This is a genomic window from Streptomyces sp. NPDC050610, assembly GCF_040654875.1.
Taxonomy (GTDB): Bacteria; Actinomycetota; Actinomycetes; order Streptomycetales; family Streptomycetaceae; genus Streptomyces.
This window is the reverse complement of the sequence record NZ_JBFAIV010000042.1, coordinates 1-25953: the sequence shown is the minus strand read 5'-3', so window position 1 is coordinate 25953 and position 25953 is coordinate 1. Positions and strand designations below refer to the sequence as shown.

The following is a 25953-nucleotide window of genomic DNA, read 5'->3' as shown; positions in this document are numbered from 1 at the left end:
TCACGGGGGTGCCCGAAACGGGCGTGTCGGAGCCGAGAGCCCCAAGAATGACCATTCTTAGAATGGCCATTCTGACCCTACCAGAATGGCTGTTCTGGCCTTGGGGTGTGCGTGGCCCGCGGGCCGACTCTGTCAGTCCTTTCGGCCGTTGTCCTGGTCAAATCCCCTGCTGGTGCCGCGACTTACGGCGGTGAGAGGGTGGTGGTCGGCGCTGTACGAGCGTTCGGTGGCCGAGCGGCCAGAGCCGGTGTGGAGCTGGAGTTCCCGCCCCTGCCAGCGCTCCCGCAACCAGCGGTCATGGCTGGCCAGCACGATCGCGCCGGAGCTTCCCGCAACGCCCCCGGAGCTTCCCGCGCCGGAGCCGGAGCCTCCCGCGCCGGAACCGGGCCCCAAGGCCGCCTCCAACTCGTCGCACAGACGCGGCGACAGGTGGTTGGTGGGTTCGTCGAGGAGCAGCAACTGCGGCGGGCGCGCCACCAGCAGCGCCAGCGCGAGCCGTCGCCGCTGGCCGACCGACAACCGGCCGACCGGCTTGTCCAGGTCCGCCTCGTGCATCAGCCCCAGCGAGCCCAGCGGTACTGCCTCGGCCCGCCGGGCGCCCAGCGTCAGCTCGTACGTGTCCCGGGCGGACCGCTCCGGCCGGGCGAAGACGGTGTCCTGGGCGAGGAGCCCCACGGTCAGTCCGTGCCGCCGCCGCATCGTGCCCTCGGGCGCGAGCCGCCCGGCGAGTACGGCCAGCAGAGTCGACTTTCCGGTCCCGTTCCCGCCGGTGACCAGCAGGCGGTCGGCCGCCGACAGCTCCGCGCTCACCGGCGCGAGCCGACCCGGCACCCATACGCCGTCCAGGGACACCAGCGGACCGTCGCCCTCCGCCGAGGGCGCGGCGGCGAGCCCGGTGCTCTCGAACCGCAGGGGCTTCGGCGGCTCGCCGACCTGGGAGCGTTCCAGCGCCTCCAGGCGGCGGGCGGCGTTGCGCACCCGCCGGGAGATCTGGTGCTGCACCCGGCCGGCTCGGCGGCCGTAGCCCATCTTCTCGTTGTCGCGAGGCCCCCGGTCCGGTGCGACGCGGTGCGCGGTGGTCCCGGCGGAGACCCGCAGCGCGGCCAGTTCCTCCTGTTCCTCGGCCCAGCGCCGTTCCCAGCGGTCCCGCTCGGCACGCTTTTCCGCCAGATACGCGCTGTAGTTGCCGCCGTAGCGGACCGGGCCGTCCACCGCCGGGTCCAGATCGATCAGATCCGTGCACACGGCGTCGAGAAAGGCCCGGTCGTGGCTGGCCAGGACGACGGCCCCGGGCAGGGCGCGCACCTGTTCCTCGATGAAGGCGGCGGCGCCGTCGTCGAGATGGTTGGTCGGTTCGTCCAGCAGCAGCGCGGAGGGCCGCCGCACCAGCAGCGCGGCCAGTGCGAGCCTGCCGCGCTGGCCGCCGGAGAGGGTCCCGAGCCTCCGGTTGTGTTCGAAGGGGGCGAGGCCCAGGCCGTCGAGTACGAGCGCGGCACGCCGCTCGGCGTCCCATGCCTCCCGTTCCCGGGCCTGTTCGAGCCGTACGCCGTACGCGTCGAGGAGGCCGGCGTACTCGGGCGCGTTCTGCGCGGTCCGCGCGAGCCGCTCGGCCAGCCGTTCCAGTTCGGCGAGGTCCTCCCTGGCCTCGCACAGGGCGTCGTCGAGTACTCCGGCGATCGTCGCGTCGGCGTCGTACGGCATCTCCTGCTGAAGAAAGCCCAGGTCGGGCGGGCGTGTGAGGCTGCCGGAGTCGGGCTCGTCCGCGCCGGCCAACAGGCGCAGCAGGGTCGATTTGCCGACACCGTTCTCCCCGATCAGCCCGATGCGGCGGCCGGGCGAGGCGGTCAGGGAGACACCGTCGAGCACCCGTCGGTCGCCGAGGGTGCGGATGAGGTCATGGGCGAGCAGAGCGGGCTGAGGCATGGGGTCCGTCCAACGTGATCGGTGTCCGTCCAACACGATCGATGTGCGGCCCGCGGGGCGGAATGCCTCGTACGCGGGCCGGTTCGACACGCCGTCGGCTCACACCTCAGGGGCCGCCGTCTCCGTCAGCTCCCCGGCGGCCAGCCGCAGCCACCGGTTCACGCCGATCTCGCGCAGGAACCGCTCGTCGTGGCTGACCACCACGAAGGCCCCCCGGTAGGAGTTCAGGGCGCTCTCCAACTGGCCCGCGCTGACCAGGTCGAGGTTGTTCGTCGGCTCGTCGAGCAGGAGCAGGTGCGGAGCCGGTTCCGCGCACAGCACGCAGGCCAGGGTGGCGCGCAGCCGCTCGCCTCCGGACAGCACCCGGACGGGCAGATGCGCCCGGGGCCCGCGGAAGAGGAAGCGGGCGAGCAGGTTCATCCGCTCCGCCTCCGGCCGCTCGGGGGCGTAGTCGGTGAAGTTCTCGGCGACCGTACGATCCGGGTCCAGCAGATCGAGGCGCTGCGAGAGGTAGGCGATGCGGCCGTCGGCCCGCTTGACCGTGCCGCCGCGCGGTGTCAGGTCGCCGTGGAGCAGGCGCAGCAGCGTGCTCTTGCCGGCGCCGTTGGGGCCGGTCAGCGCGATGCGCTCGGGGCCCCGTACGGTCAGGTCGACGCCCTGACCGGCGAACACGTCCTTGTCGCCGAGGCGTACGTGGAGCCGCTCGCCGAGGAACAGATTGCGCCCCGCGGGCACGTCCGTGTCCGGCAGGTCGAGCGTGATGCGCTGGTCCTCGCGCAGCGCGCGCCCGGCCTCGTCCAGCCGGGCCTTCGCCTCGCCGACCCGCCCGGCGTGCACCTGGCCCGCCCGGCCCGCGGACTCCTGCGCGCCCCGCTTCATGTTGCCGGCGAAGATACGGGGCAGACCGGCGCTCTTCAGGTTGCGGGCGGCGTTGCTCTGCCGGCGTTCGGCGCGCTCGCGGGCCTGCTGCAACTCCCGCTTCTCCCGTTTCAGCTCCTGCTCGGCGTTGCGGACTTTCTTCTCGGCGACCTCCCGCTCGGCCCGCACGGCCTCCTCGTACGCGGTGAAGTCGCCCCCGTACAAGCGCAGTTCACCCCGGTCGAGTTCGGCGATGCGTTCCATGCGGTCGAGCAGGGCGCGGTCGTGGCTGACCAGGAGGAGGCAGCCGTTGAAGTCCTCCAAGGCGTCGTAGAGCTTGTGCCGGGCATCGTGGTCGAGGTTGTTGGTGGGCTCATCCAGCAGCAGCACATCGGGCCGCTTCAGCAACTGGGCCGCGAGACCGAGAGAGATGACCTGACCGCCGCTGAGGGTGCTCAACCCCCGGTCCAGGGCGAGGTCGGCCAGACCGAGGCGGTCGAGCTGGGCGCGCGTGCGTTCCTCGATGTCCCAGTCGTCGCCGATGGTCGTGAAGTGCTTCTCGTCGACGTCCCCGGACTCCACGGCGTCGATGGCCTGGACGACCGCGGCGACGCCCAGCACCTCGGCGACCGTGAGATCGCCGGTCAGGGGGAGGCTCTGCGGGAGGTAGCCGAGAGTGCCGGCCGCGGAGACCGACCCGGCGCTGGGCCGTAGCTCACCGGCGATCAGCTTGAGCAGCGTGCTCTTGCCGGCGCCGTTGGGTGCGACGAGGCCGGTGCGGCCGGAGCCGACGGTGAAGGACAGGTCCTGGAAGACGGGGGTGTCGTCGGGCCAGGCGAAGGACAGGTTCGAGCAGACGACGAAGGCGTCGGACATGGAGGTGACCTCGTGGGAGGGGGCCGGGGCGCGGAAGACACTTCTGCCCCGGCGGCAGACAGGGGAGGAGGGGACGACAGAGAGACCACGACGGCGGCGCTTCCACGCACCGGCCGGTGGCCTGTCGGGTCCGGGTATCACCCGGAGATGTCGTCGTCCACCACCATGTCTGGGCTCCTCGACTCAACGCACGATCAAGGTCTCTGCCAGCGTAACAGCAGGGGGTGCGGGGCCGGATATACCACGGGCGCCCGGCTGTACGGGCACGGGCCCGGGGGCCCTTCGACGGCCGGGCGCGGTGCCGACCGGCCTCCGACTCCGGGGACGGGCAGCCCGTACGTACGCGGGTGGTGCCGCCGGTACGTACGCAGGTGGTGCCGCCGCCGGTACGTGCGCTGGCGACAGGGCCCGTACGTGCTCAGGGCCCGTACGGGCTCAGTCGGCGGGGCTCGCACGTGTGCGGATGGCGGCGCGCCGGGCCGTCAGGCGATCCCCCGCCGCTCGGCTTCGGCGAGGATGGCGTCGCGTTCCCTCCACTTCGCCCAGAACGCGCCTCGGTATCCCATGGCGGTGAGCGCGGTGAGGAAGGGGTTGTCGGCGTAGTTGTTGTCGTCCTTGGAACTGCCGGGAGCGGTCGGCAGCATGACGCGCGGGTAGTCGGCGGGGTCGATGTGCTCCCACATCAACTCGACGGTGTGCAGCCAGCGTCCGGCGGGGTCGGCCATGGTGGCGGGGTCCTCGGGGAGGCCGGTCGAGAAGTAGCACACCGGGCGGACGGTGCCGTCGGACTGGAACATGAACTGCCGCTCGTACTCCACGGGGGAGTGGCACTGGTCGGCGGTGCGCAGCACGATGGGTTCGGTGGCGGTGTCGGACTGCGTGCCGGGTACGTGCCGTACGCCCGCGCTCTCCTGGGCCAGCCACTGGCCCAGCGGCTGGTAGGGGAAGCAGCGCAGCCCCAGGCTGAACCCGGACACGGTCGCGTCCAGCGCCAGGGTGCGGTCGATGGCCTCGCGCAGGGTCGGCCAGGTCTCTCCCGGCATCCCCGCCAGGACCTCCACCATGCAGGCCATGTCGTACTTGTTGCAGAGTTTCACCAGGTTCTCGGTGTCGGACCAGGTGTAGTAGCGGGTTCCCTTGGCGGTGACCTTCCAGCCGTCCAGCATGTCGTCGCGCACGTGGTCGGGCGCCACATTCACCCCGACGCAGCCGGCCGCCGCCAGCAACTCGGCGAACTCTTCGTCGAAGGGCTTGGGCTGGGCGTAGATCCACAGGCGCAGCCGGTGCAGTGGAGAGTCGGGGGCGGTGTCCTTGCGGCGGCCGATCTCGCGCAGAACGGCCTTGGTGTTCGCGATGGCGAGGTTGAACTCGGAGTCGGCGGTGTGCACGTCGCACACCCCCTGGTCCACCAGCCTGGACAGTTCGTCGACCACCGCGTGCACGGACCGTTTCGCGAACGACGTGCCCTTGGCGTCGGGTTCCACGCAGTGCGCGCACGCGTAGGGACAGCCGCTCTTGGTGAGGATGTTTCCCAGCCCGCCGCGTTCGTAGTAGCCGAGGTTGTCGACCTTCCAGCGGTCGCCGGAGCGTCGCGTGTAGGAGGAGTCGGTGTCGACCTGCCAGGCGCGCGACTGCCCGGCGCCGACCTCCCCCACACCGCCCAGGGGGGTGTCGGGATCGGGGGTGGCGGAACGAGTCACCCGGCCGTTCCCCCGGTTGACGAGCAGGCCCGGCACCGAGGACGGATCGGCGTGGTCGGACAGCCGGTCGGCGAGGTCCACCAGGATGCGTTCCCCCGGACCTTTGACGCCGTAGTCCAGACCGAGGTAGTCCACGCACGCGAACGGCATCGTGGAGAACCCCACCCCGCCGCCCACCAGGGGCGCCGAGGTCAGGGAGCGGATCTTCCGCACGATCTGCCGGTGCTCGGGGAGGAAGACGCGCTGCTGCTGCGCGTAGAGGGTGTCGGTGTTGCGCATCGAGGTCCCCACCAGCAGCGGCGGCGGGCGTGAGGTGAAGTACTCCTCCAGCAGCTCCGGCCAGGCGTCCCGCGCGAAACACAGGTCCACGACCTCCGCGGTGTAGCCGTGCCGCTCCAGCTGGGTGGTGAGGACGTCCAGCGCGTACGGGGTGATGGGCGGGTGGACCTTGTTCGGGTTGATCAGCGTGATCAGGCGCGTCACTGGGGGTCCCTGCCTTCCTGGTCTCCCTGGCTTTCCGGGTCTTCCTGGCTTTCCGGGTCTTCCTGGCTTGCGTGGCCTACCTGGTTCCCGTGGTCTTCCTGGCCTTCCTGGTTTCCCTGAAGCGGGATGAGTTTGACGGTGAAGTGCCGCATCGGCGGCTCCGGGCCGGTGATCGTGAAGCCGGTCAGCTCCCCGGCCCGGCCGACGAGGTCGCTCACCGCCTCCACCACGTACTCCAGGTGCGAGCGGGTGTAGACGCGGCGCGGCAGCGCCAGCCGCACCAGCTCGTGCTGGGCCTCTTGGCCGTCGTGGCCGAACGTCAGCGTGCCGAATTCCACCGTGCGCACCCCTGCCAGCCGGTACAGCTCGCAGACCAGCGCCTGGCCGGGGAAGTTCGCGGGGGAGATATGCGGCAGAAGCTGCCCGGCGTCGGCGTAGACGGCATGGCAGCCGGCCGGCCGCAGGGTGGGGAGGCCCGCCTTGGACAGAGCGTCGGCGAACCACGCCGCGGTGTCGGCCCGGTGCGCCAGGTAGGCGGGGTCGGTGACCTCTTGCAGCCCCTGGGCCAAGGTCTCCAGGTCACGTCCCGCGAGCCCTCCGTAGGTCGGGAACCCTTCCGAGGTGGTCAGCAGCTCACGGCAGCGCGCCGCCGTCTCCGGATCGCGCAGCGCGATGAGACCGCCGGTGTTGGCCATGCCGTCCTTCTTCAGCGAGGCCCAGCAGCCGTCCGCGAGATCGAACATCGCGCGCGCCACCTCACGCGGGGTGCGGCCCTGCTGGCCCGGTTCCCGCGCGATGATCAGGTGAGCGTTCTCGGCGAACCGCGACGCGTCCAGCAGCAGCGGCACCTCGTACCGCCGGCACATTTCCCGTACGGACCGCAGGTTCTCCAGCGACACGGGCTGGCCGCCGCCGCCGTTGTCGGTCACCGTCATGATCACCACGGCCACCTGCCCGCCGGCCGGGCCGTCCAGCAGCTCCCGCAGCCGGTCGAGGTCGATGTTCCCCTTGAAAGGCGCCTCGCTGACGAGATCGGCGGCCTCGGGGGACGGCAGATCCAGCGCCTGGCAGTCCAGCAGCTCGACATTGGCGCGCGTGGAGTCGAAATGGCCGTTGGCAGCGGTGATCCGGCCGGGACGCAGCAGCATGGTGAAGAGCAGCCGCTCGGCCGCGCGCCCCTGGTGAATGGGGATGACCTCCGGGAAGCCGGTCAGCTCCCGCACGGTCCGCTCGAACCGCTCATAGGACGAGGCCCAGGCGTAGGACTCGTCCCCCAGAAACATGGAGGCCCACTGTTTGGCCGACATGGCCGTCGTTCCCGAGTCGGTCAGCAGGTCGATGGTGACATCGGAGGAATGCACACGGAAAACGTTGTAGTCGGCCTCGGCCAGAATCTGCTCCCGCTCCTCGACGGTACGCAAGGGGATAGGCTCCACGGCCTTGATACGAAACGGTTCCATCACCGCACTCCATTGCGCCGAATAGGTTCACCGGAGGGGGAGACCGGTCGGAATCAAGCAATGCGCGGACTTATGGGAATTCTATGTACGACTCTAACGCCGATCGGCTGCGATCACCTGTCGACGGCTATCTCCTGTCGGGGGCGATCGCCTGTAGAGAGCGATCTCGACGGCGCCGCTGAGCACTGTCCAGGCCGGCGACTGGAACAGCGGCTACGCCGGGAATTCCGTAGGCTGCCGCCGACCAGGAAAGGCCGAGGGCGGGTCGCAAACGCTCTGGCCGAGAGCGGCTCGCAGACGTCCCCGGCTGTGAGCGGGTCGCAAACGCTACGGCCGTGAGCGGGCGACGAACGCCCCGGCCGTGACGGGCCGCGCGGGAAGCGCGGGCCCGCTCCGGCACGGCACGTGAACACCCCTGATCTGGAAGGGTGTTCACGTGGGCGGCGTCACAATTGGGCGCCACCGCCGTCCACGGCGAGTTCGGCGCCAGTCGTGTAGGTCGAGTCGAAGGCGAGGAAGACGGCAGCACGCGCGACCTCCTCCGGATGCCCTATGCGCTGCATCGGAATCTGGGCGGCGAAACCCGCCGCCCTTTCATCCGCCACCTCAGCCGGCAGGCTCTTGTGCAGAATTCCCGTGTCGATCGGCCCAGGGCTCGCCGCATTGACGCGTACGCCACGCGGCAGCAGCTCGCGGGCCCAGGACCGCGTCATCGACCGGAGGGCCGCCATGCTCGCCGCGTAGGCACTGTGGTCCAACTGCCCCAGCACGTTCGAGACCGAGGTGGTCAGCACCACGCTGCTGCCCTCGGCGAGCAGCGGAAGCAGCCGCTGCAAGGTGAAGTAGGGCCCCCTGGTGTTGGCCGCGAAGACGGTGTCGTACATCTCCTCGGCCGTCGCCTCGAACGACACCGAGTCGGTGATGCCCGAATTCAGGAACACCGCGTCCAGTTGGCCGAACGCCTCCTCGACCTTCCCCGCCAACGCGTCGAGGTCGGATCTTGAGGTGGCATCGCTGCGCACTGCGCACCGCCACGAGCCCTTCTCGGCTCGCCGATTCCAGCGTGGCCTCCCTGCGCCCCGTGACCATGACCCGAGCGCCCTCGGCCGTCAGCAGACGTGCGACAGAAAGGCCGATTCCGCTGCCGCCCTGCGGTACGGGACGGAACTCGCCAAGACAGCCATCACGCAACGCGGCGAAACACAACGTGAGCGGCTTCGCCAGGACGGCGAGACCCGGCGCGAGGAATTGCGGCAGGAAGGCGTCACCGAACACGCTCGAATCACCCCGCGGCAACCACCGGAACCCGACGCCCCGGGCGTGCCTTAGGAGTTGGCGATGCAGGACGAAGCGGGCTTCCCCGGCCCGCTCGGTCAGGCCGGGGCCCCCTTCAAGGTGACTGTCCTGCCCTTGGCCAAGAGCCACACCATCAGCAGGAACTCACCGACAAAGGCGAACATGGCGATCTCGGCCGAATAGCCGGCCGAGAGCAGGGCGCCGAAGCTGTCCACCAAGTAGCCCAGCCCCGCGATCACGAGCAGGGGGCCCAGGACCTTGGGTACGTACCCCGACCTGTAGGCAAGGCACCCGAGCGTCAGCAAGTGGAAGGCGAAGAGAATGAGCCCGGCATCCCAGGTGTCGTGAAAGGCGTCGACCTTCGTCAGCGCCTCTTCATGCATCCTGCCCGCACTCGACGCACTCGACGCACTCGACGCACTCGACGCACCCGACCGTGCGTCGTCCCCAGTGAGCGCGGGCACTCCGGCCAGTTGGCCTACGGCGACCATGAGCACCGCCGCGTACGCGAGCCGGAACCACGCCGCAAGCGTGGAGAGGCCCTTGTGCACCGGAGCGAAGAAAGTCAGCAGTGTCCAGGCCACTATGACATCGAGAACGACCACCAACGCGAACGCGGCGACACCGCAGCGGAACATCACCTCGGAATTGTGTATGTCGTGCGCTGTCCTCTCGGCATCTCCTTCGGTGACAAGATTCTCCACGGCGGCGAAATTGGCGAAGGCGGCGAGTACGGCCATCGCCAGAATCCCGATCCCTGCGGCCAGTGCCGCTCCGCGCATCTCTCGCTTCGCTGAATCCGAAGCCTCCATGCTTCCCTCCCGGATGACAATGTCTGGACGGGGAGCCCCTGGCTGCTCCTGGGCGACTGAAGTCACCCGCGAGGTCTGCGGGACGACACTCCCGCGTTACCGGCCGTCGCGGAGGCGGCCGGTTCGACAGCGCGAAAACCCCTGAAAATGAGCAGCAGGGGAAACGCTATTTCGAACAGGCCGCCGGGAACGAGGAACGCGATCCCGGCGCCGGCGTCGAGATCAGCCGCTCCCAGTGCATCGGCCAGCACTCCTGCCAGGAGTGCCGCGTAGCCCGCTAGCCCGAGCAGCGACAGCCACATGGCGACCAGCCCGGAGCGCAGCAGCAGGTAGGAAAGGATGAGTCCCCCGACGCCGGACAGGGCATAGATGATCAGGTCGTAATCCGCGAATTGATGTTTGCTCGCCAGGAAATAGACCCCCACCACGAGGATCGCTGTTCCTTCCGCGGCCCGAAGAGTGAGATAACCAGCCGACAGGCGCCTCCCGTGCGGCTTGAGTACGGGGAGCAACGCGATGCCGATTGCGGCTATCGCCAAAGCCGTGTACCACTCAAGAAAAACCCCGAAGAACAGCATGCTGCTCGGCTTCGCATCGGAGAAATAGGATTGCACGAGGGAGCTGCCCGCCGCGAAGGTGATCGTGGACGAGATGAAGAGCAGCCCCACGAGAATGGCGGTTTTCCTGTGCGGCATGCGCATTCTCCTCCGTGCTGTCATCACGGAAACCGTACCGACGTGCGCCGATGACCGGTGCTGATGTGCGTTCCCCATGCGGGCCGGCAAGGGCGCGGACAACGCCGGGCTCCTCTCGGGAGCCGTCACGGCCGGGTCCGGAGGGCCGAGTCCTTGTGAGCCTCCTCTTGCCGGCGTCAGCCCGCCAGGGCCCGAACGGACATTTTCCAGACGGACATTTTCCGAACAGCGGAGAAGAACGCGGGCGCCGCAACGCCTACAGCGAGCCCGGAGCCGCGCCCGACTCACTCAGCAGTGCGCGCTGTAGCGGACGCACCCCGGCGGCGGGGCGTGGCTATGGTCCCGCTGGTGCTGCGCGGTCACCAGCACCCCGCAGGCCAGGAGGGCAACCAGCAGGTGCGCGATCACCGTCCAGCGGGCACGGAAGACTCCCGCGAGAACCGCCACGACGAGTACGCCGATCAGCACCACCCACACCCGCCCGATGTGCGCGAGGGCGGCCGCGTCGATCCGGTCCTGGTCCCCTTGCGCTGCCCATGCCTCCAAGCCGAGGCCGAACATCCAGTCCAGCACGAGCCACGCCGTCTCCAGCAGGAGCAGCGGGATGGCGAGGGCGAGGTCCACGCCCTGGCGTGTTCGGTGCGACCAGGGGCGCCGGCGCTCCGACGCCGGAAGGGTGTTCGTCATGGCGGCAGAGTGCCGAGCCTGGCGGCGGTGCGCATGAGTACGCGTACTCATGCGCGACGTCGTTCCGGCCGAAACGACGGAGTCTCCGCAGGTCAGTCAGCACTCAATGACGTTGACCGCGAGCCCGCCCCGCGCCGTCTCCTTGTATTTCACCTTCATGGATGCGGCAGACGGTCGACCTGCGAAGATCTTCATCCAATGGGCAGCTGACCTGCGAAAACACCGGGAACACCGCACCCACAGCGTCCCGGCTCGTCCCGCGCTGACGCCCCCTGGATACCCCCTGAGTAGCGGTCGAACTCCCTGGAAACCCCCTGACGGGAGGGTGTGTGCAGGGGGTTTCCAGAGCTTTGACCTGCCTTGATGGTGATGACTTTCGGTAACGGGCTTGGGCCTTGGGCGCATTGATCGGGGGTGACCGTCGAGCGAAGAGAAGTCGGTGATGTGGGGACAATGTGAGGGCGTCGGCTCCCGATTGTGTTCCCGCGGGGAAGGCGCGTTGGCGAGGAGAACGCAAAGTCGGTCAAGAAGTTCCACGCGGGCGGCGAAACAGCCCCGCGTGCGCGGGGACCACCTCGGCCGTCCTGTCGGGCGAGCGTCGCCACGAGGAACAGCCCCGCGTGCGCGGGGACCACATCGTATTTGAGACCGAAGTAGTGCTCCGTCAGGGAACAGCCCCGCGTGCGCGGGGACCACGTCTTGTGGGTGTGTTCCTTAAGGAGGGCCGGGGGAACAGCCCCGCGTGCGCGGGGACCACTCAACGTACAGCGCGTCACCGGCCTGGCGTCCGGGAACAGCCCCGCTGCGCGGGGACCACGCCCGCCTCGGCCTGGAACCCGGCAGCGAACAGGGAACAGCCCCGCGTGCGCGGGGACCACCCGTGCGTCGGCGACGGCCTGGCCGCGCAGCAGGGAACAGCCCCGCGTGCGCGGGGACCACGCGGCGAAGGGCCGTACGGCGTCCGCGTTGCGGGGAACAGCCCCGCGTGCGCGGGGACCACTGACCACCCCACCCGCAGCGCTGCACTCCCTGAGGAACAGCCCCGCGTGCGCGGGGACCACCAGCACTCGCCACAGCAGCGCGCGGGCGCGCAGGGAACAGCCCCGCGTGCGCGGGGACCACACCGGCTGCGGCTCGGGGGTGGTGGTCTTGTCGGGAACAGCCCCGCGTGCGCGGGGACCACCGGGGCGGGGGCCGCCCGCCCCGGACCGGTGGGGGAACAGCCCCGCGTGCGCGGGGACCACTGACCCTCTGCCCGTCGTGCGCGCGCGATCGGTGGAACAGCCCCGCGTGCGCGGGGACCACGAAATCCCACCGTGAACATTCCGAGGGTGACAGGGAACAGCCCCGCGTGCGCGGGGACCACCTTCGCACGATCCCGGCGATCTCCAGAGCCTCGGGAACAGCCCCGCGTGCGCGGGGACCACGAACACGGCGCTGACCGGTTCGGCCCTGGTGAGGGAACAGCCCCGCGTGCGCGGGGACCACAGGAGACCACACGGAATGCGCTTGCGCGGCCGGGGAACAGCCCCGCGTGCGCGGGGACCACAATTCGGTGCGCATCCACGGCTTCACCGGGGAGGGAACAGCCCCGCGTGCGCGGGGACCACCACCTTCCGGAGAGCTGGCGTCAGGCGGTGGAGGGAACAGCCCCGCGTGCGCGGGGACCACAAGATGTTGCACTGCCGCTCCGCGCCGAGGCTGGGAACAGCCCCGCGTGCGCGGGGACCACGCACCTCCGGGTTCACCAGCGTGTCCAGGAGCGGGAACAGCCCCGCGTGCGCGGGGACCACGCGACGGTGATCACCATCGCGAGTGCCGTACGGGGAACAGCCCCGCGTGCGCGGGGACCACACGGTGCATGGCGTTCCTAGCGTCGGGGGACAGGGAACAGCCCCGCGTGCGCGGGGACCACTACACCGTGGCTTTCTTGGAATCCCGAGTGATGGGAACAGCCCCGCGTGCGCGGGGACCACCGCGATCCACGATGGTCATGGAGTTTCCGTTCGGGAACAGCCCCGCGTGCGCGGGGACCACTCCCGTTCCCGGCAAGCCGAAGTCGCCGAAGAAGGAACAGCCCCGCGTGCGCGGGGACCACAGGGCGCGACCTGGGGTTTTATGGCGCTGGACAGCGGATTTTACCCACTACTGCAGATTCCGGCATGGCGGCCATATAGGAATCAAATATCCCAATCGCTTTCAACCTCTTCCGAATCGGCGTCGCTTAGCGGCCTTGCTCCAGCCCTGTTTCGGGGGGTCGGTCGGGCGGGTGGTCTTGTGCGGTTGGGTGGGGTTGGGGCGGCGGAGGAGGGTGAGTCCTTCGTGGTCGGTGGGGTGCCAGGCGTGGTCGTGGGTTTCGAAGGTGAAGCCTTGTTCGTTGTTGGTCTGGTAGGCGAGCAGGGCGCGGCCCTTGCCGGAGTATTCGCGTACCTCGGCCCACAGGACGTCCCGTACGCGAGCGGAGGGGGAGCCGAGGAAGACGCCGGGCGAGAGTTCGAGGAGCCAGCGGGTGAGGAAGCCTCGGAGTCCTGCGGGGCAGTTGGCGAGGATGATGACGGTCACCAGATGGGCTCTTCCCCGTAGTTGCGGCCGCTGTCGAGGTGGAGGCCGCCGTCGGTCTGGAGGGTGACGCGGTCCTGGGCTTCCGTCGCTTCGCCGGTCTGGGGCTCGTCGTGGCGCAGGAGTTGCTTGATGTCGCGTACGCAGCGGTCCAGCAGGGCGGTTTCGTTGATGCGGTCGCGCAGGGCTCGTCGGGTGCGGGTGGCGACGTCGTCGGGGCCGTGTGCGGCCGCGTCGAACGCGGCGGGGATGGCGATGTCGGTCTTGTAGAGGTCGGCGATGTCCAGGACGAAGGAGCGTTCGTGGCCGGAGTGGACGAAGCCGAGCGCCGGTGAGCAGCCGAGTGCTGTGACTACCGCCTGCGCGATGCCGTACATGCACTGTGCGGCCGCGGTCACGCCCTGGTTGGGCGCGTCGCCCGCAGAGAAGTCGCCGTGGTGGTATTCGCGGCGTCGCCAGGGGACCCCGGTGCGGGCGGATTCCCGCCGGTAGCAATCCTTGAGGCGGCGGCCTTCCATTCGCAGCAGTTCGTCGCGGGTATGCCCGCCCGGGTCCTCGTCGGGGAACCGCAGGCGGTACATGTCCCGGGCGACCTCCAGCCGCGTGCGGCGATTCGCCCAGGCGGTGGCGTGTGCTTCGGCGAGGGCGGAGGAGCGGGTGAGTGCCCGGCCGCCGGCGTAGTAGCGCACGCCGTGCTCGCCCACCCACACCACCCCGGCCCCGCACTCACCGAGTACGGACATGGCCTGGTGGGTGACCCGGGTGCCGGGGCCCAGCAGGAGCGTTCCGATGGTGGCGGCGGGGATGTGGGTGATGCCATCGGTGTCCGTGGCGGTGATGGCGTTGTCGTCGCGGTGGACGGTGCACCGCTCCAGGTAGACGAAGGAGAGCCGGTCGCCGACCCGGTGGAGTTCGCGGGGTGTGGAGGCGGCCCGGCGGCTGACGGTGCTCATCGGGCCGGGGCCAGGGTCATCAGGCCGCAGCCGTATGCCTTGGCTTTGCCCAGGCCCTGGGTGAGCGTGCGGCGGAGGGCGTCGGGGTCGGTGATGCGCAGCCTGCCGTCGAAGGTGACGCGCACGAACCGGACGTCGCCGCGGGAGCCGGGCTCGCGTTTGCGGAACTGGTGGGGGACGCGGTTGTGCACGATCACCTCGTGTTCGTCGCCGGGATTGCCGTCGGTGCCGGGCAGCAGGCGTCGCGCGTCGGGCGTACGTGTGATCTCGAAGCCGGCGGTCTCCTGACGTTCGAGGAGCCATCGCACCTGGTGTTTGGGGGTCAGGTGCGCGGTCCGCTTAGTGGGGGTGCCCTCGGTGCTGCCCGGTTTACGGATGTGGTGGACGGGGTTGGCGGTGAGGCGGAAGCCCCAGGTGTCTCCTTGTTTGAGGGTGTCCAGGAATTCCGCGTAGGCGAACGTCGTCCACCCCGGCTCTTCGGCGGTGGGCCAGCCCACCTGCTCGACGAGGTGCGTGAGGTCCGGCTTGCCGGGGCTGACGATGAACAGGTCGGGGCGGCCGGAGGGGTTGTGGTCGAGCCGCCAGAGCACACGGGGGCCCTGCCCCTGGCGGGGCGGGGGCATGGGGAAGGCCATGTTGACCGCGCCGTGCATGAAGTGCGGTGAACCCAGCAGCCGCCTGGCCTCGGTGCGGGCGGTGTTGATGCGGAAGCGCGTCAGGTACATCAGTCGGTCCTCGGGAGGCTCTCCGTGGTGCTCTCGTCACCAGGGCCCACCGGCCGCAGACCGGTGGTCGGGTCGTGGGACGCGGGCGCGGCCCGGTCGGTGATCAGGCCGCGCAGTTCGTAGCGCCGGTGGCGGGGGTCGAAGCTGACCGGGGTATCGCGCTGCGAGAGGTGCGGCATCTCGTCCGGCGGGCAGTCGAGCAGCAGCTCCAGTGGCTCCGTTCCGGAAGGTCCGCCATCGTACTCAGCAGCGTGCTCCAGTTGCCGTACGTACCAGCGGGACGCCTGCCATGGAACGCCGCGCAGCGCGTCCTCCAGGGAGGTGTCCGCGGGCGGGCCCATCTCCACTGGCCGGGACGGCGGGCAGGAGCGGCGCCCGAGGTACGGAAGGTAGTACGGAGCCCGGAGCGCCTCATGCAGCTGTTGGAGCAGCGTGGCGTCGCCCTCCACACCCGCGACGAACACCGCGTCGGCGAGGTAGTAGCGCTCCGAGAGCGGCATGGCCTTGCCGGAGTCGGCGTGGTGCGCGGTGTGGAAGTCCCGCATGCGGGATCCGGGTTGGTCGATCCGTACGCCGAAGCGCAACGCGGCCAGGTCGGACAGGTCAGCGTCCCGGGGCCGGCCCTGTGCGGCGGCGAGCAGGCCGAGCACTCCGCTCTTGGTGGGGGCGTTCTCCGTGCTGCGGCGGGCGAAGCGCGCGGCAGCACCCCAGGACTGCATCGGGCCCGCCAGCCGGAGCAGCAGCGCGGTCATGCGCCACGCCCCAGCCGTCGGCCCACCGCCTCCGAGACCTCATCCACGAGCGTGGCCAGGGAGACTTCCGTGCCGAGCTCGCCGAGGGCACTGGTCTCCTCGCCCACCCGGAACACCCAGCTCTGTTCCTGGTCGGTGATCCCGTACTGGCGCTCCAGCTCGGGTACGAACTCGGCCAATTTGCGGCAGCTCTGGCGCAGGTAACCACCGGCCGAGGTCTTGGGCACCGGCTCCTCGAAGGCGCCTACGAAGCTGACGGGCCAGCGGTCGCGCACCTTGACGAGCACGGCCGAGGGGAGGGTGTGGTTGCCGAAGGTGTTGATCTTCCCGGTCGGCAGGGAGGTGATGAATGCTTCCAGAAAGGCCCCGACAGCCTTCTCCACCGGCGTGGTGGGCGACTCGTTGTCGCGCAGCCCGTCCCCGAGGTTGTGTCGCAGCCGGTCGACGTCCACGGCGGCGTAGCGGTAGAGCGTGGCGGAGTTGAAGTCGATGGTGCCGATCATTCCCGCGCCGCTCTCGTCCTCCCGGCTGCGGTCGTCGACCGCCGTGTAGTAGTCGGACTCGATGTCCGACTTGTGCACGCTGAGGGCGTGGGCCACCTGCGTGGCCGCGTCCACGTTCAGATCGGCGGAGTCGGCGACCATCCTGCCGAACAACGCGATGTCGACCGAGTGCTGGGAGTCGACGGCCTGCCTGGCGCGGGCCTTGTTCTCCTTGTCCTTGAGGTACTTGGCGAGTGCCTTCGGGTCCCCGTCCTCGCCGCCTCCCGTCATGGCCAGCTCGGCGAGAGCGTCCAACTGCCGACTGCTCAGGAACATCAGGTACGACGACTCGGGAGCCTCGGAGCTCTCCTCCCCGTCGGCGGCCTTGGACTTGCGCTTAGGTTCCACGATGGCCGAGCCGGTCGCGGCCTTGAGTACCTCGGTGGCGAGTTGCACGGCCACCGGCTCCAATGCCGTGTTCCGCGCGACGATCCGTTCGGCCAGCGCGGCGGCTACCTTCTTGGTCCGCACGCCCAGATCCGCCGGAGGCAGGAGGTCCTGGAACGCCCGCCGGGTGGCGCGCTTCCACGCCTGGCTGGACACACGAGCACGCCGCACCCCGCCGAAAATGGCAGATTTGGGGGTACCGGTGTCGTCCCTATTGAGATTGCTCGGGGGGACGGTCTGGAGGATATGGATGTCGAGGATGGTTCGAGTCACCGTGGATCCATTCTGCTCACGGCCCTGCTCGTCGGGCCCGTCGGATGACGTATGGAGGGGGGTGTCCCGGAGGCGTGTCCGGTGGTGCGCGCGCTGGAGAGCGTCACACAGCGTCGGCGTCGTCGGCCGGGAACTGCGCGGCGTACGTGAGGTGGAACTCGCGGCCCCAGGCGCGCCGTACGCCGTCCTGGAGCGGTTCGTTCTGCCAGAGCCAGAGCTGGCCCGCGAGGTAGCTATAGTCCAGGGGGATGCGTGCGGTCCGCAGCAGGAGCACGATCTGGCGAAGGCGTCCGCTCAGGACGTCGAAGTCCGTCGACGTGCCGAGCCGGACGAAACGTTTGCGGATTGCCTCGTTGACGTCTTCGACGGGCTGCCGATCGGACCGGGACCCACTGCCCTCGGAACCGCTCTCTCCGGGGCCACTGGCTCCGGGGCTGCGGTCTTCGGAACCGCCCTTCCCTGGGCTGCCGTCTTCGGAGCCGCCTTCCCCAGCGTCGGGCGCCTCGCCCTGGCGCGGGTGCTGGGTGCCGGTCCTGCCGTGGGCGAGCCGCCGCACCGACCGCCCGAGGTACCAGCCGCTCTGGTGCATCGGGGCGTCGCGGACGGACTGCTGGTGCAGGGCCCACAGGGTCACCGCCAGGTGTACGGCCTGTTCCTCCTGCTCCTGCCGCGCCTCGGTCCGCTGCCGCGCGCGGGCCGAGAGGCGCTCCGGCGCGGCCCGGCCCTCTTCGCGTTCCTGCGCCTCCTGCTCCGCCTTGTCCCGCAGATAGGAGAGGTCTTCCAGGTCGTCGAGCCCCCACGCGGTAGGGGAGGCATGCGGATCGCGGCCCGCTTCGCGCCGCAGCCGCGCTACGGCGGCAACCGCGAAGGCGACGTCCTGGCGGTAGCCGCTCTGCAGACGGCCGATCGTATGGCGGGCGGCGCGCTGCACCAAGGCGACGCTGCGCTCGGACGCACCAGCCTCCGGCGCGTACGAAGTGTAACTCGTGCTGCTGATCATGAGTCGCCTTTCTGGAGGCCGCCGGGGAAGCGGCCGGTGCGGGGCTTGCCGGCGGCCGGGCCCAGCACCTTGTTCAGGCGCCCGGCGAACCACACGTTGGCCCGGCCGGCGTCCACCCATCGCAAGCCGAGGCCGGGGAATTCGGCCATCCGTCCCTCGTCCGCCGCCGGTCCGGCGGAGGCGAGCAACTCGCGCCCCAGACGCGCGATGTGGCGGCGCACGATGGTCTTCCACGCCTGGCGCGCCGCCTCCAGGTCGGGATAGGACAGCAGGTCCCTCAGCCACGCCCGGTAAGGGCTGTCGAGCGCGCCGAACCCTGCGTCCCGCGCGGCGCCGGAGGGCGGGACGGGGTCGCTCCCGGCGGCCCGGGCGAGGTTTGCGGCGAGTTGCCCCAGGGCGAGGACGGCGCCCTCGGCCCACTGGACGCCGTCCAGGGCCGCGGCGCCGTACACCGGGTTCTTCTCGTGCAGGGTGACTACCGGGAGGACGACGGAGTCGTCCACGATCTCGTCCACCACCGATTGCTGTGTGCCGTAGACGGCCCCGACGAGGCGCAGCCGCACCAGCTTGCCGGGGGCCACGTCCCCCTCTGTGATCACTTGGGTGAACCACCGGCTGATGCCCGAGCGCAGTTCAAGGGGTGCTTCCCCCTTCTTTCCCCTCTCATCGGCGCCTTGGCGCGCGGGGAGGAGGGAGGCCAGGCCGCGCCAGGCAGTCTTGTCGGGGTCGTGCCTCTTGGGCATGTACACCAGCCCGCGCTGCTGCTTCTTCTCCTGGACGGGGCTGCGGCGCCAGGCCGTCATGGGTTCCAGCTTCCAGGGGGACGCGAGAGCGAGCTGGTCCCCGTAGCCGAGAACGACGCCGGTAACCTCGCCGTTCTCCGGGTGCAGCCGCAGTCGCCTGGACTGCCACGTATACAGGTCGCGCAGCCCCAGCGGACGTCCGGAGTCACGCGGCGCGGCTCCGGACGGCGGGCCGCGCCACACGGGACGGTCGTCCTCGGCGTTGTCCTGTACGAGATCGAGTTCATCGGGAGCGAGGAGGTTCAGCAGCAGCGTCTCGCGCAGCGAGTCGCCCTCGGCGAAGATGCCGCCCAGATTTCCCAGGGAGCCCACTCCCAGTGGATAGACCTTCCCCGCCTTCGCCCGCTCCTCGTCGCCGACCAGGGCCGACTTGATGCCGGAGGTGTCGAAGGCGTGCGCGTGCACCAGCCAGCGGGCCGCCTCCGCGTACGGGATGCTGTAGACGCCGGGACGCCGCATGCTGAAGAACACCGAGCCGACGGGGACGTCCGTGACGATGCGGCTGAGCGGAGCCAGCTCGTCCTTGCCGGTCCGCAGCCCGGCCACCTGGTAGAAGGGCTGCTCCGGATGGAACAGGTCGAAGCGGTCACGGTGACGTTCGAGATAGGCGGGCACCTCGGCGAACGGATCGCCGGACAGCCACAGCTCCTCCCAGTCCTCCAGCGTGCCGGGGAACGCGGCGCCGTGGACGTCCGCCAACGCGTCGTAGGCGATGGCCAGCAGCAGCCGCAGCAGAGCGATCTCCTGGGTCGGCAGATCTCCCACCATGCGGCGAATCTCTCCGGCCTCGGCGAACAGCCCGGTAAGAGAGACCTCTTCCACCGACCCGTCCTGTCGCTGTACGGGCAGCCATGGCTCGGAGACCAGATTGAAGGAGGCGGGACCAACCTCCGCCGGCCGCTCCCTGGTCACCGCACCGCCCTGCCAACTCCGCCGCTCCGTAACGCACTCGGCACCACGACCCTCGTCCTTCGTCTGCTCACTCCGACCGTCCCCTCCATCGCCCTCGCCGCCCGCCGCCGAGACCCGCTCGCCGTCCGCCGGCGGGTCGGTATCAGATGGTGCGGCGGGCTCGTACCGCAGTCCTTCGACGGGGCTGTACTGGAGAGTGAAGCCTGACAGGTGGGTCTGACATTTCTCGTCCAGGACGAGAAGCAACTCCCCGTCCAGCCACGGACATTCCTTCACCTGCCAGGCCGGGACCAGCAAGGTCTCCAGCTCAGCGATGGTGGGGTCGATCATCCAGGGCTTGCTGAAGGTTGCGGGCAGGGTGAGGGAACTCGCCGCCACCGCTTCTGCCGCGCGCCGCCCGGGCGGGAAGTCAGTGGGCAGGACGAGACCGGCCCGCGGACCTTCCGTATCGTCGGGCAGCCACGGCACGGTGGTCAGGTTCCCGTCCGCGCGGCGCTGGACGACGAGGACCTCCAGGGATTCCTCGGTGTCGCGTACCTGCGCCCGGCCCTTACCGGTGTCGTCGGTGTCCCCGGCCTGTGCTTCCAGCCACCCGTACACCGGCCGTCCAGCCCGCCGTACCGGCCCCAGGAGAAAGCCCTCCGCCTTCTCCCGCTTGCTGCCCAGCATCTTCGTGTGGACTGCCCGCGCCTCCTCCAGCGCCTGTGCCCACGGCTGCGGTACCGCGAGATCAGTGCCGTAGGCCCGCTGCACCAGCGGGCTGATGTCGGTCGGCAGGCACAGGGGCGCGCCGTCCAGGTACGGGCCGAGCACGGCGAGCGAGGCCAGCAGCGTGAAAGCGCCCTCGTAGACCGCCTGTGAGCCCTTGACGGGGAGGGGAGGCGCGGCCTGCCAGTCGTCTACTCCGGTGATCAGGCACCGTGCCTGGCGCAGCCGGGCTGGGCGAGACCTCGGGTGCCGGTGCAGCCGTCCCATGCGTTGCAGGACCAGGTCGACCGGTGCCAAGTCGGTGACCAGCACGTCGAAGTCGACGTCCAGCGACTGCTCGACCACCTGGCTGGCCACCACCACATGCCGACTGGGGCGTTCGTCGCTGCCCGGCCCGAACCGCCGCACCAGGTCCGCGTCCTTCGCCGCCCGGTCAGCAGCCAGGAAACGGGAGTGCGCGACCGTCACCGCCTCGTCCCCGAACCTCTCGCGCAGCACCTCCGCCGCGTCCAGCACCCGGGCCACCGTGTTGCGGACGACTAGCGCACAGCCCCCGTCGGCCAGTTCCTCCTCCAACCGGTCGGCCAACTTGCTCACGTCGTCGTCGAACCGCTCCACCACCACCTCGGTGCGGCGCTCCGAGGCCGCCTGCGGACGTACGCTCACGGTCTGGCAGCCCGGCGACGCCGCAGTCACCAAGGGATAGGCGTCGGCGTCGGTCTCGACCCCCGTGGCCCCGGACTTCCCCGCGTACGCGGCGGCCAGTGCGCGTCGGCGCTCGGCCGGGAGCGTCGCGGACAGCAGGACCACGGGTACGCGGTAGGCCGCCAGCCACTCCAGCACCCGCTCCAGATACCGGCTCATGTACGCGTCGTAGGCGTGCACCTCGTCAATGATCACGACCTTGCCGGCCACTGCCAGGTGCCGGAGTGCCAGGTGCCGGCTCTTCAGCCCGGCGAACAGCACCTGATCGATCGTCCCCACCGCGAACGACGCCAGGAGCTGCTTCTTCCGCCCCCGCAACCACGCGTGCGCATGCAGCCCCGCCGGCCGGCCACCGGTGGCCGCACCCTCGGCCTCCCCGTCCGGATCGACTGCGGTGATGGCCCGCCGCCCTTCTCGCAGCATGCCGCTCCACGTGCCGTTCAAGGCGGCCTTGGCATGCGCGAGTACGACCGAGAGCGGATCCTCCTCCTCGCGCGGGAGCGCATCCAGCCACCCCGTCAAGCGGCCGAACATCGCATCGCTGGTCGCCCGCGTCGGCAGCGCCACCAGCACCCCGCCCGCCCCCGACCGCGCGGCGAGTACCTCCGAAGCGGCCAGTGCGGCCTCCGTCTTGCCCTCTCCCATGGGTGCTTCGATCACCAGCAGGCCCGGCTCGGGCATCGCGCGCGCCGCCCTTACGGCCTCGACCTGCACCGGACGCACTTCGAAGCCTCGCAACTGCGGGAAACGCGCCGCGAACAGCTCCGACACTGGCTCCTGCGGCATCTCCGGCTTCCATGGTCCCGGCAGGTCCAGCCCTACCCAGGCGGCCCGCAGCCGACGCTGTTCCCCGACCGCACCGGCCGGCTGCCACGGCTGCGGGTCGTACGGGAAGAGCTCCGGCGCACTGGCGATCCAGTCGGAGACGATCACCACCGAGGACAGCAGCACCTGCGCCGTCTGCGGCAGCCGCACCCCCGCCCACTGCGCGAACCGGTCCGTCACCCCGGCGGCTTGCGCGCACGCGTCCATCAGCGCGAACTGCACTTCGCGCCACCGTTGTTCAGTCGCGCCGGGATGCCGCAGGAGATGAGGGCGAAGCTGGAGATCGTGAATGTGCTGATGCTCCGGCGGTACCCCATGATGCCCACCCACAACAACCGCGAACTGCCCTGCCACCCGGCCCGCGAGCCCGAACCGTTCCTCCAGCCACTCCTGCAACAACAACTGCCCGGCAAGCCCATGCGGCGCCAGACGACGGTCCGTCCCGTACTCCTTCATGGTCAACATGTCGAGCCCGGCGTCCCGCATGCCTACAGCAAGAGATTCGACCTGGCAGGCGAAGGCGGGCGTGGCCTTCCCGACGTCGTGCACCCCTGCGAGGAACCGCACCAGCCGAAGAGCATCTCCCTCCGCGCCCGGCAAAGCGTCAGCCACCAGCCCCCTGACCGACCGGGGCGCCCAGCGCTCCCACAACTCCCCAGCCACAGCCGCACTGTCAGCCATGTGCCGCCACAACGGAAGCCAGCCCTCCGTCTTACGGTCGTGCTTCGCCCACGCCACTCGCGCCGCCGAGGGCAACCCCTGAAACGCCGAGGAACGGGCCTCAGCCGCCACACTCATAGAAGCATCAGACATCCCGAACCCTCCATCGGAGCCGATACGCCAAAAGCCTTCTCGCGGTGCCCGGAACCGGTGTAGGGGGGCACGGTTCCAAGCTGGCCGGGCGACATCGGACAACTCCGACGTCGCCCGGCCCTGCCGCTCGGGTCAAGCTCGGCGCGTCGAGAACCTGGAGTCGACCAGTACGAGCACTACGACCATGACCACGACCGCTCCCCACAGCCATGGCGCTTGCGGCGATGGCGTAGCCGGGGCGACGGTGAGGGAAGTGACGACCAGCCCGATCGCGCTGGCGGCCGGGGGTCGTTCGAGGGTGCGGTCAAGTGGGGTGGGAGGGCGCATTGGTAAGCTCCTCGCGTTCCTGTGTTGGGTTAGGGACATGCTGGGGCCCGCCTCTCCTCGCCACTACGAGGAGGGAGCGGGCCTCACGCGCGTTGGCGTGAAGACCCGCTCTGGAGCGGCGGATGGGGATCGTAGCGCACCTGAAGTCCCCTGCGTGAAACGGTAGTTGCAGGGTGGCGGGTGAATCTTTACCTCCCCAGTTCGCTCTCGTCCTGTAACTCGATGCACACCCTCACTGGCATCGCCGTCGTCCCAACCTGGTTGCTTCCCAGGCGCTTTCGCGGTCCTCCCGGACAGTGCCCTTGCCTGCCGATGCGTCCCATGCGAACCAATCCCGAACGCGTTGACATCATCAGCCACATCGCCGAAGGGCTGTCAGGCGACGCGGGCAGGAGCCCCCGGGGGCACACAAGGGGCTTGCCTGGGCCCCGTCAGCAGGTTCGCTTCCGATGGAAGCGCTGTACGTGCGGGGCGTTTCCGGTGCGCAGGAAGCCCGGCTGCACGAGGTGAAAACCATCCCGCACGGACGGAGCGAGATGTAAGGCTTGCGGGCGTCGACCGGGGTGCGGAGAAAGCCCCGCGTACGCGGGGATCACCCAGGGTCGTCACCTCCCCACGGGACAGCCCCGCGTGTGCGGGGACCAATCCATACTCCACGGTTTGAGGCTGGCCGCAGAAGATGACAGTAGCTACTCCTGGTAGGCCCCTCACGCGGAGCCGCACTCGTTCGTGTGGATGGGGGCTGTTCGGGGCGTGAACCCCTCCGGAGGGTTGCGGAGCGGTCGGCGTCAATTCCCCGGGTGGCGCATGGCGCTACCCTTCCACCCGTCACTGTATCGGTCTGACCGCCAAGACCTGTGAACCGCCGGCGCGAGGTCACTCTAGGAGTGCAATGCGGCAAATGTCGGAGTCTGCCGTAGTGGGTAAAATCCGGCCTCCCGTGAAATGAAACTGCAGGTCGGCGCCTGTGGTCCCCGCGCACGCGGGGCTGGACCCCAGACGCCCTCTTTGCGGCCGATGATAATTGCGTGGTCCCCGCGCACGCGGGGCTGGACCCCGAAAGCCGCAGCGCCGTCCGCGCGGCGGACGGTGGTCCCCGCGCACGCGGGGCTGGACCCCCACCGACACGGGGACGGCCAGCGAGGAAACCGTGGTCCCCGCGCACGCGGGGCTGGACCCCCGGACCGCCAGCAACATGCCCCGTTGCCGGTGTGGTCCCCGCGCACGCGGGGCTGGACCGGAGTCGCTCACCGTGTCCCGGTCAGGCTGCTCGTGGTCCCCGCGCACGCGGGGCTGGACCCACGCAGGAGCGCGACCGTCTCGACCGCCAGGCGTGGTCCCCGCGCACGCGGGGCTGGACCCGAGGGCGCCGCGTTCACGTCGGCTGCGTCACGGTGGTCCCCGCGCACGCGGGGCTGGACCCTCGGTCCGCGGCTTCGGGGTGGTCGACGCGATGTGGTCCCCGCGCACGCGGGGCTGGACCCATCAGGGTGTGTGCGGGGGTGTCGTAGACGTCGTGGTCCCCGCGCACGCGGGGCTGGACCCGGCCGTCAGGCGACCACGGTGGGGGTGCGGATGTGGTCCCCGCGCACGCGGGGCTGGACCCTCGACCACTGGCACCGGCCCGCCGACCCCGACGTGGTCCCCGCGCACGCGGGGCCGGACCCAGGGCCTCCGACATCCTGTGCCTGCCGACCAAGTGGTCCCCGCGCACGCGGGGCTGGACCCGACATGGGGCATCATGACTCCGTGCTCGTGGACGCGGGGCTTTTCCCGGCTCGCGCAGACGCTCCCCTAAAGGGACGAGTGGTCCCCGCGCATGCGAGGACCCTGTACGAGGTTGACCAGACACTTCGGAGCCGCGCCAAGCGTCTTGCTAAAGATGCGCTGCTGTTCACGGACCCTGAAGGGAACAAGCGGAACCCGGGGGCCTTCCGCCGATTGGGATGCCGTCCAGCTCGATCAGCACGGTGCGGTCCTCCGGCTGAGCCGCGGCCTTCTCGCAGGGGCACGGCTCGTCGTACGCACTGCCGTCGCTGTAAACCGGCCGCTCGGCGCGGTGCCACTGGAAACCCTCACAGACGCGGAGGGTGTGGCACGGGCAGTGCGGGCAGTCGGCCGGCGACGGGCGCACGTAGTCCGGCCCGAAGGGCTCGTAGAAGGGGTAGTCGTCGCTCATCCCTATTGATCCTTTCCGGTTCGAGGGCGGATGGCTGGTTCGCGGTTTGTGATCACCAGAGGCTCAGAGGGCGCCCCGCGGAGATCACCGTCTGAACCCGACGGGTGATCTCCGCTTCGGACTTGCCGCCCGCGCGTCCGGCTCGTATCGCGGCGCCGATCGCCCGCGAGCGGCCGGCTGGACCGCGCAGGTCGGCCAGCGGGCTGCCCGGGTCCCGGCGCCGGGCCAGCCATTCCGCCCGGTTCTGCTTCGGCGTTCCGAGGCGAAGGTGTGTCGGCTGCTGGCACGAGTGGTTGTCACAGGTGTGGCAGACGGTCGGGCTCTCGTGGTCCCAGCCGAGGCGCGGGATCACTCCGTGCGCGAGCTGGTAGCCGTACAAATGGCCTGGCACCGTGCCGCGCCGGGTCCGGCCGGGCAGTGACGCCGCCCGGAAACTCGCGTGGCCCGTACTGGAGATGCCGCCGAAGAAGAACCAGCAGCCCGACGTCGAAGACGTGCGGTGGACCTTGGCCCAGTAGCGGGCCCGCACCGCCTCGTCGGCCAGCCAGGCCGCCCACTCCACCGCCGGGATACGCACGGGCGGCGGCTCCCCGACTAGACGAGTTATTCCGAATGCTGACGGTGTGTCCGGGAACGCAGACAGGGCGTCCAAGATCGTTGTGTGACGAACAACCTGGACGCCCTGCTGACCGCACTGTAC

General features: G+C 70.0%; 17 protein-coding genes and 2 CRISPR repeat arrays. All 17 genes read right to left on the bottom strand.

What is annotated here, in order from left to right:
* Positions 1 to 132: 132 nt before the first annotated feature.
* Entirely contained in the window at positions 133 to 1923 is a 1791-nt protein-coding gene (locus AB0I22_RS34530) for an ABC-F family ATP-binding cassette domain-containing protein (RefSeq protein ID WP_363134945.1), read from the bottom strand.
* A 99-nt stretch (positions 1924 to 2022) separates the two neighbouring features.
* Positions 2023 to 3657, bottom strand: coding sequence for a ribosomal protection-like ABC-F family protein (gene abc-f / locus AB0I22_RS34525; RefSeq protein WP_363134944.1), 1635 nt, complete (start codon positions 3655 to 3657; stop codon positions 2023 to 2025).
* 482 nt (positions 3658 to 4139) lie between these two features.
* A complete protein-coding gene (tsrT, locus tag AB0I22_RS34520; RefSeq protein WP_363134943.1) occupies positions 4140 to 5840 on the bottom strand; it encodes a tryptophan 2-C-methyltransferase in 1701 nt (566 codons plus the stop codon).
* On the bottom strand, positions 5837 to 7300 hold the full coding sequence (locus AB0I22_RS34515; RefSeq protein ID WP_363134942.1) for a tryptophanase: 1464 nt from the start codon (positions 7298 to 7300) through the stop codon (positions 5837 to 5839). Before AB0I22_RS34515 ends, tsrT begins: the two co-directional genes overlap by 4 nt.
* 446 nt (positions 7301 to 7746) lie before the next feature.
* The gene (locus AB0I22_RS34510; RefSeq protein WP_363134941.1) at positions 7747 to 8322 is read right to left on the bottom strand and encodes an SDR family oxidoreductase; all 576 of its coding nucleotides are present in this window, start codon (positions 8320 to 8322) and stop codon (positions 7747 to 7749) included.
* A gap of 351 nt (positions 8323 to 8673) precedes the next feature.
* On the bottom strand, positions 8674 to 9408 hold the full coding sequence (locus tag AB0I22_RS34505; protein ID WP_363134940.1) for a DUF4386 domain-containing protein: 735 nt from the start codon (positions 9406 to 9408) through the stop codon (positions 8674 to 8676).
* Positions 9409 to 9470: 62 nt separating this feature from the next.
* On the bottom strand, positions 9471 to 10103 hold the full coding sequence (locus tag AB0I22_RS34500; RefSeq protein ID WP_363134939.1) for a DUF4386 family protein: 633 nt from the start codon (positions 10101 to 10103) through the stop codon (positions 9471 to 9473).
* A gap of 288 nt (positions 10104 to 10391) precedes the next feature.
* Positions 10392 to 10790: a DUF6234 family protein gene (locus AB0I22_RS34495; protein ID WP_363134938.1), complete on the bottom strand. Its 399-nt coding sequence runs from the start codon at positions 10788 to 10790 to the stop codon at positions 10392 to 10394.
* Positions 10791 to 11335: 545 nt separating this feature from the next.
* Positions 11336 to 12888: a CRISPR direct-repeat array (repeat unit 29 nt; unit sequence GGGAACAGCCCCGCGTGCGCGGGGACCAC).
* A gap of 101 nt (positions 12889 to 12989) precedes the next feature.
* Entirely contained in the window at positions 12990 to 13352 is a 363-nt protein-coding gene (cas2e, locus tag AB0I22_RS34490) for a type I-E CRISPR-associated endoribonuclease Cas2e (RefSeq protein WP_363134937.1), read from the bottom strand.
* On the bottom strand, positions 13349 to 14302 hold the full coding sequence (cas1e, locus tag AB0I22_RS34485; protein ID WP_363134936.1) for a type I-E CRISPR-associated endonuclease Cas1e: 954 nt from the start codon (positions 14300 to 14302) through the stop codon (positions 13349 to 13351). The genes cas2e and cas1e overlap by 4 nt, the downstream gene beginning before the upstream one ends.
* On the bottom strand, positions 14299 to 15027 hold the full coding sequence (gene cas6e, locus AB0I22_RS34480; RefSeq protein WP_363134935.1) for a type I-E CRISPR-associated protein Cas6/Cse3/CasE: 729 nt from the start codon (positions 15025 to 15027) through the stop codon (positions 14299 to 14301). Before cas6e ends, cas1e begins: the two co-directional genes overlap by 4 nt.
* Positions 15027 to 15779, bottom strand: coding sequence for a type I-E CRISPR-associated protein Cas5/CasD (gene cas5e / locus AB0I22_RS34475; protein WP_363134934.1), 753 nt, complete (start codon positions 15777 to 15779; stop codon positions 15027 to 15029). The genes cas6e and cas5e overlap by 1 nt, the downstream gene beginning before the upstream one ends.
* Complete coding sequence (gene cas7e / locus AB0I22_RS34470; protein WP_363134933.1) at positions 15776 to 16981, bottom strand: type I-E CRISPR-associated protein Cas7/Cse4/CasC; 1206 nt, start codon at positions 16979 to 16981, stop codon at positions 15776 to 15778. The genes cas5e and cas7e overlap by 4 nt, the downstream gene beginning before the upstream one ends.
* A gap of 103 nt (positions 16982 to 17084) precedes the next feature.
* Positions 17085 to 17981, bottom strand: a complete 897-nt coding sequence (gene casB / locus AB0I22_RS34465) for a type I-E CRISPR-associated protein Cse2/CasB (protein ID WP_363134932.1) — start codon at positions 17979 to 17981, stop codon at positions 17085 to 17087.
* Positions 17978 to 22732 carry a type I-E CRISPR-associated protein Cse1/CasA gene (gene casA / locus AB0I22_RS34460; RefSeq protein WP_363134975.1) on the bottom strand — a complete coding sequence of 1585 codons (4755 nt, stop codon included), beginning with the start codon at positions 22730 to 22732 and terminating at the stop codon, positions 17978 to 17980. The genes casB and casA overlap by 4 nt, the downstream gene beginning before the upstream one ends.
* Positions 22733 to 24041: 1309 nt before the next feature.
* Positions 24042 to 24802: direct repeats of the CRISPR family, unit length 29 nt; unit sequence GTGGTCCCCGCGCACGCGGGGCTGGACCC.
* Between the two features lie 166 nt (positions 24803 to 24968).
* Positions 24969 to 25253: a hypothetical protein gene (locus AB0I22_RS34455; protein ID WP_363134931.1), complete on the bottom strand. Its 285-nt coding sequence runs from the start codon at positions 25251 to 25253 to the stop codon at positions 24969 to 24971.
* Between the two features lie 52 nt (positions 25254 to 25305).
* Positions 25306 to 25830 (bottom strand): hypothetical protein, encoded by a 525-nt coding sequence (locus tag AB0I22_RS34450; protein ID WP_363134930.1) that lies wholly within the window; start codon positions 25828 to 25830, stop codon positions 25306 to 25308.
* Positions 25831 to 25953 lie beyond the last annotated feature (123 nt).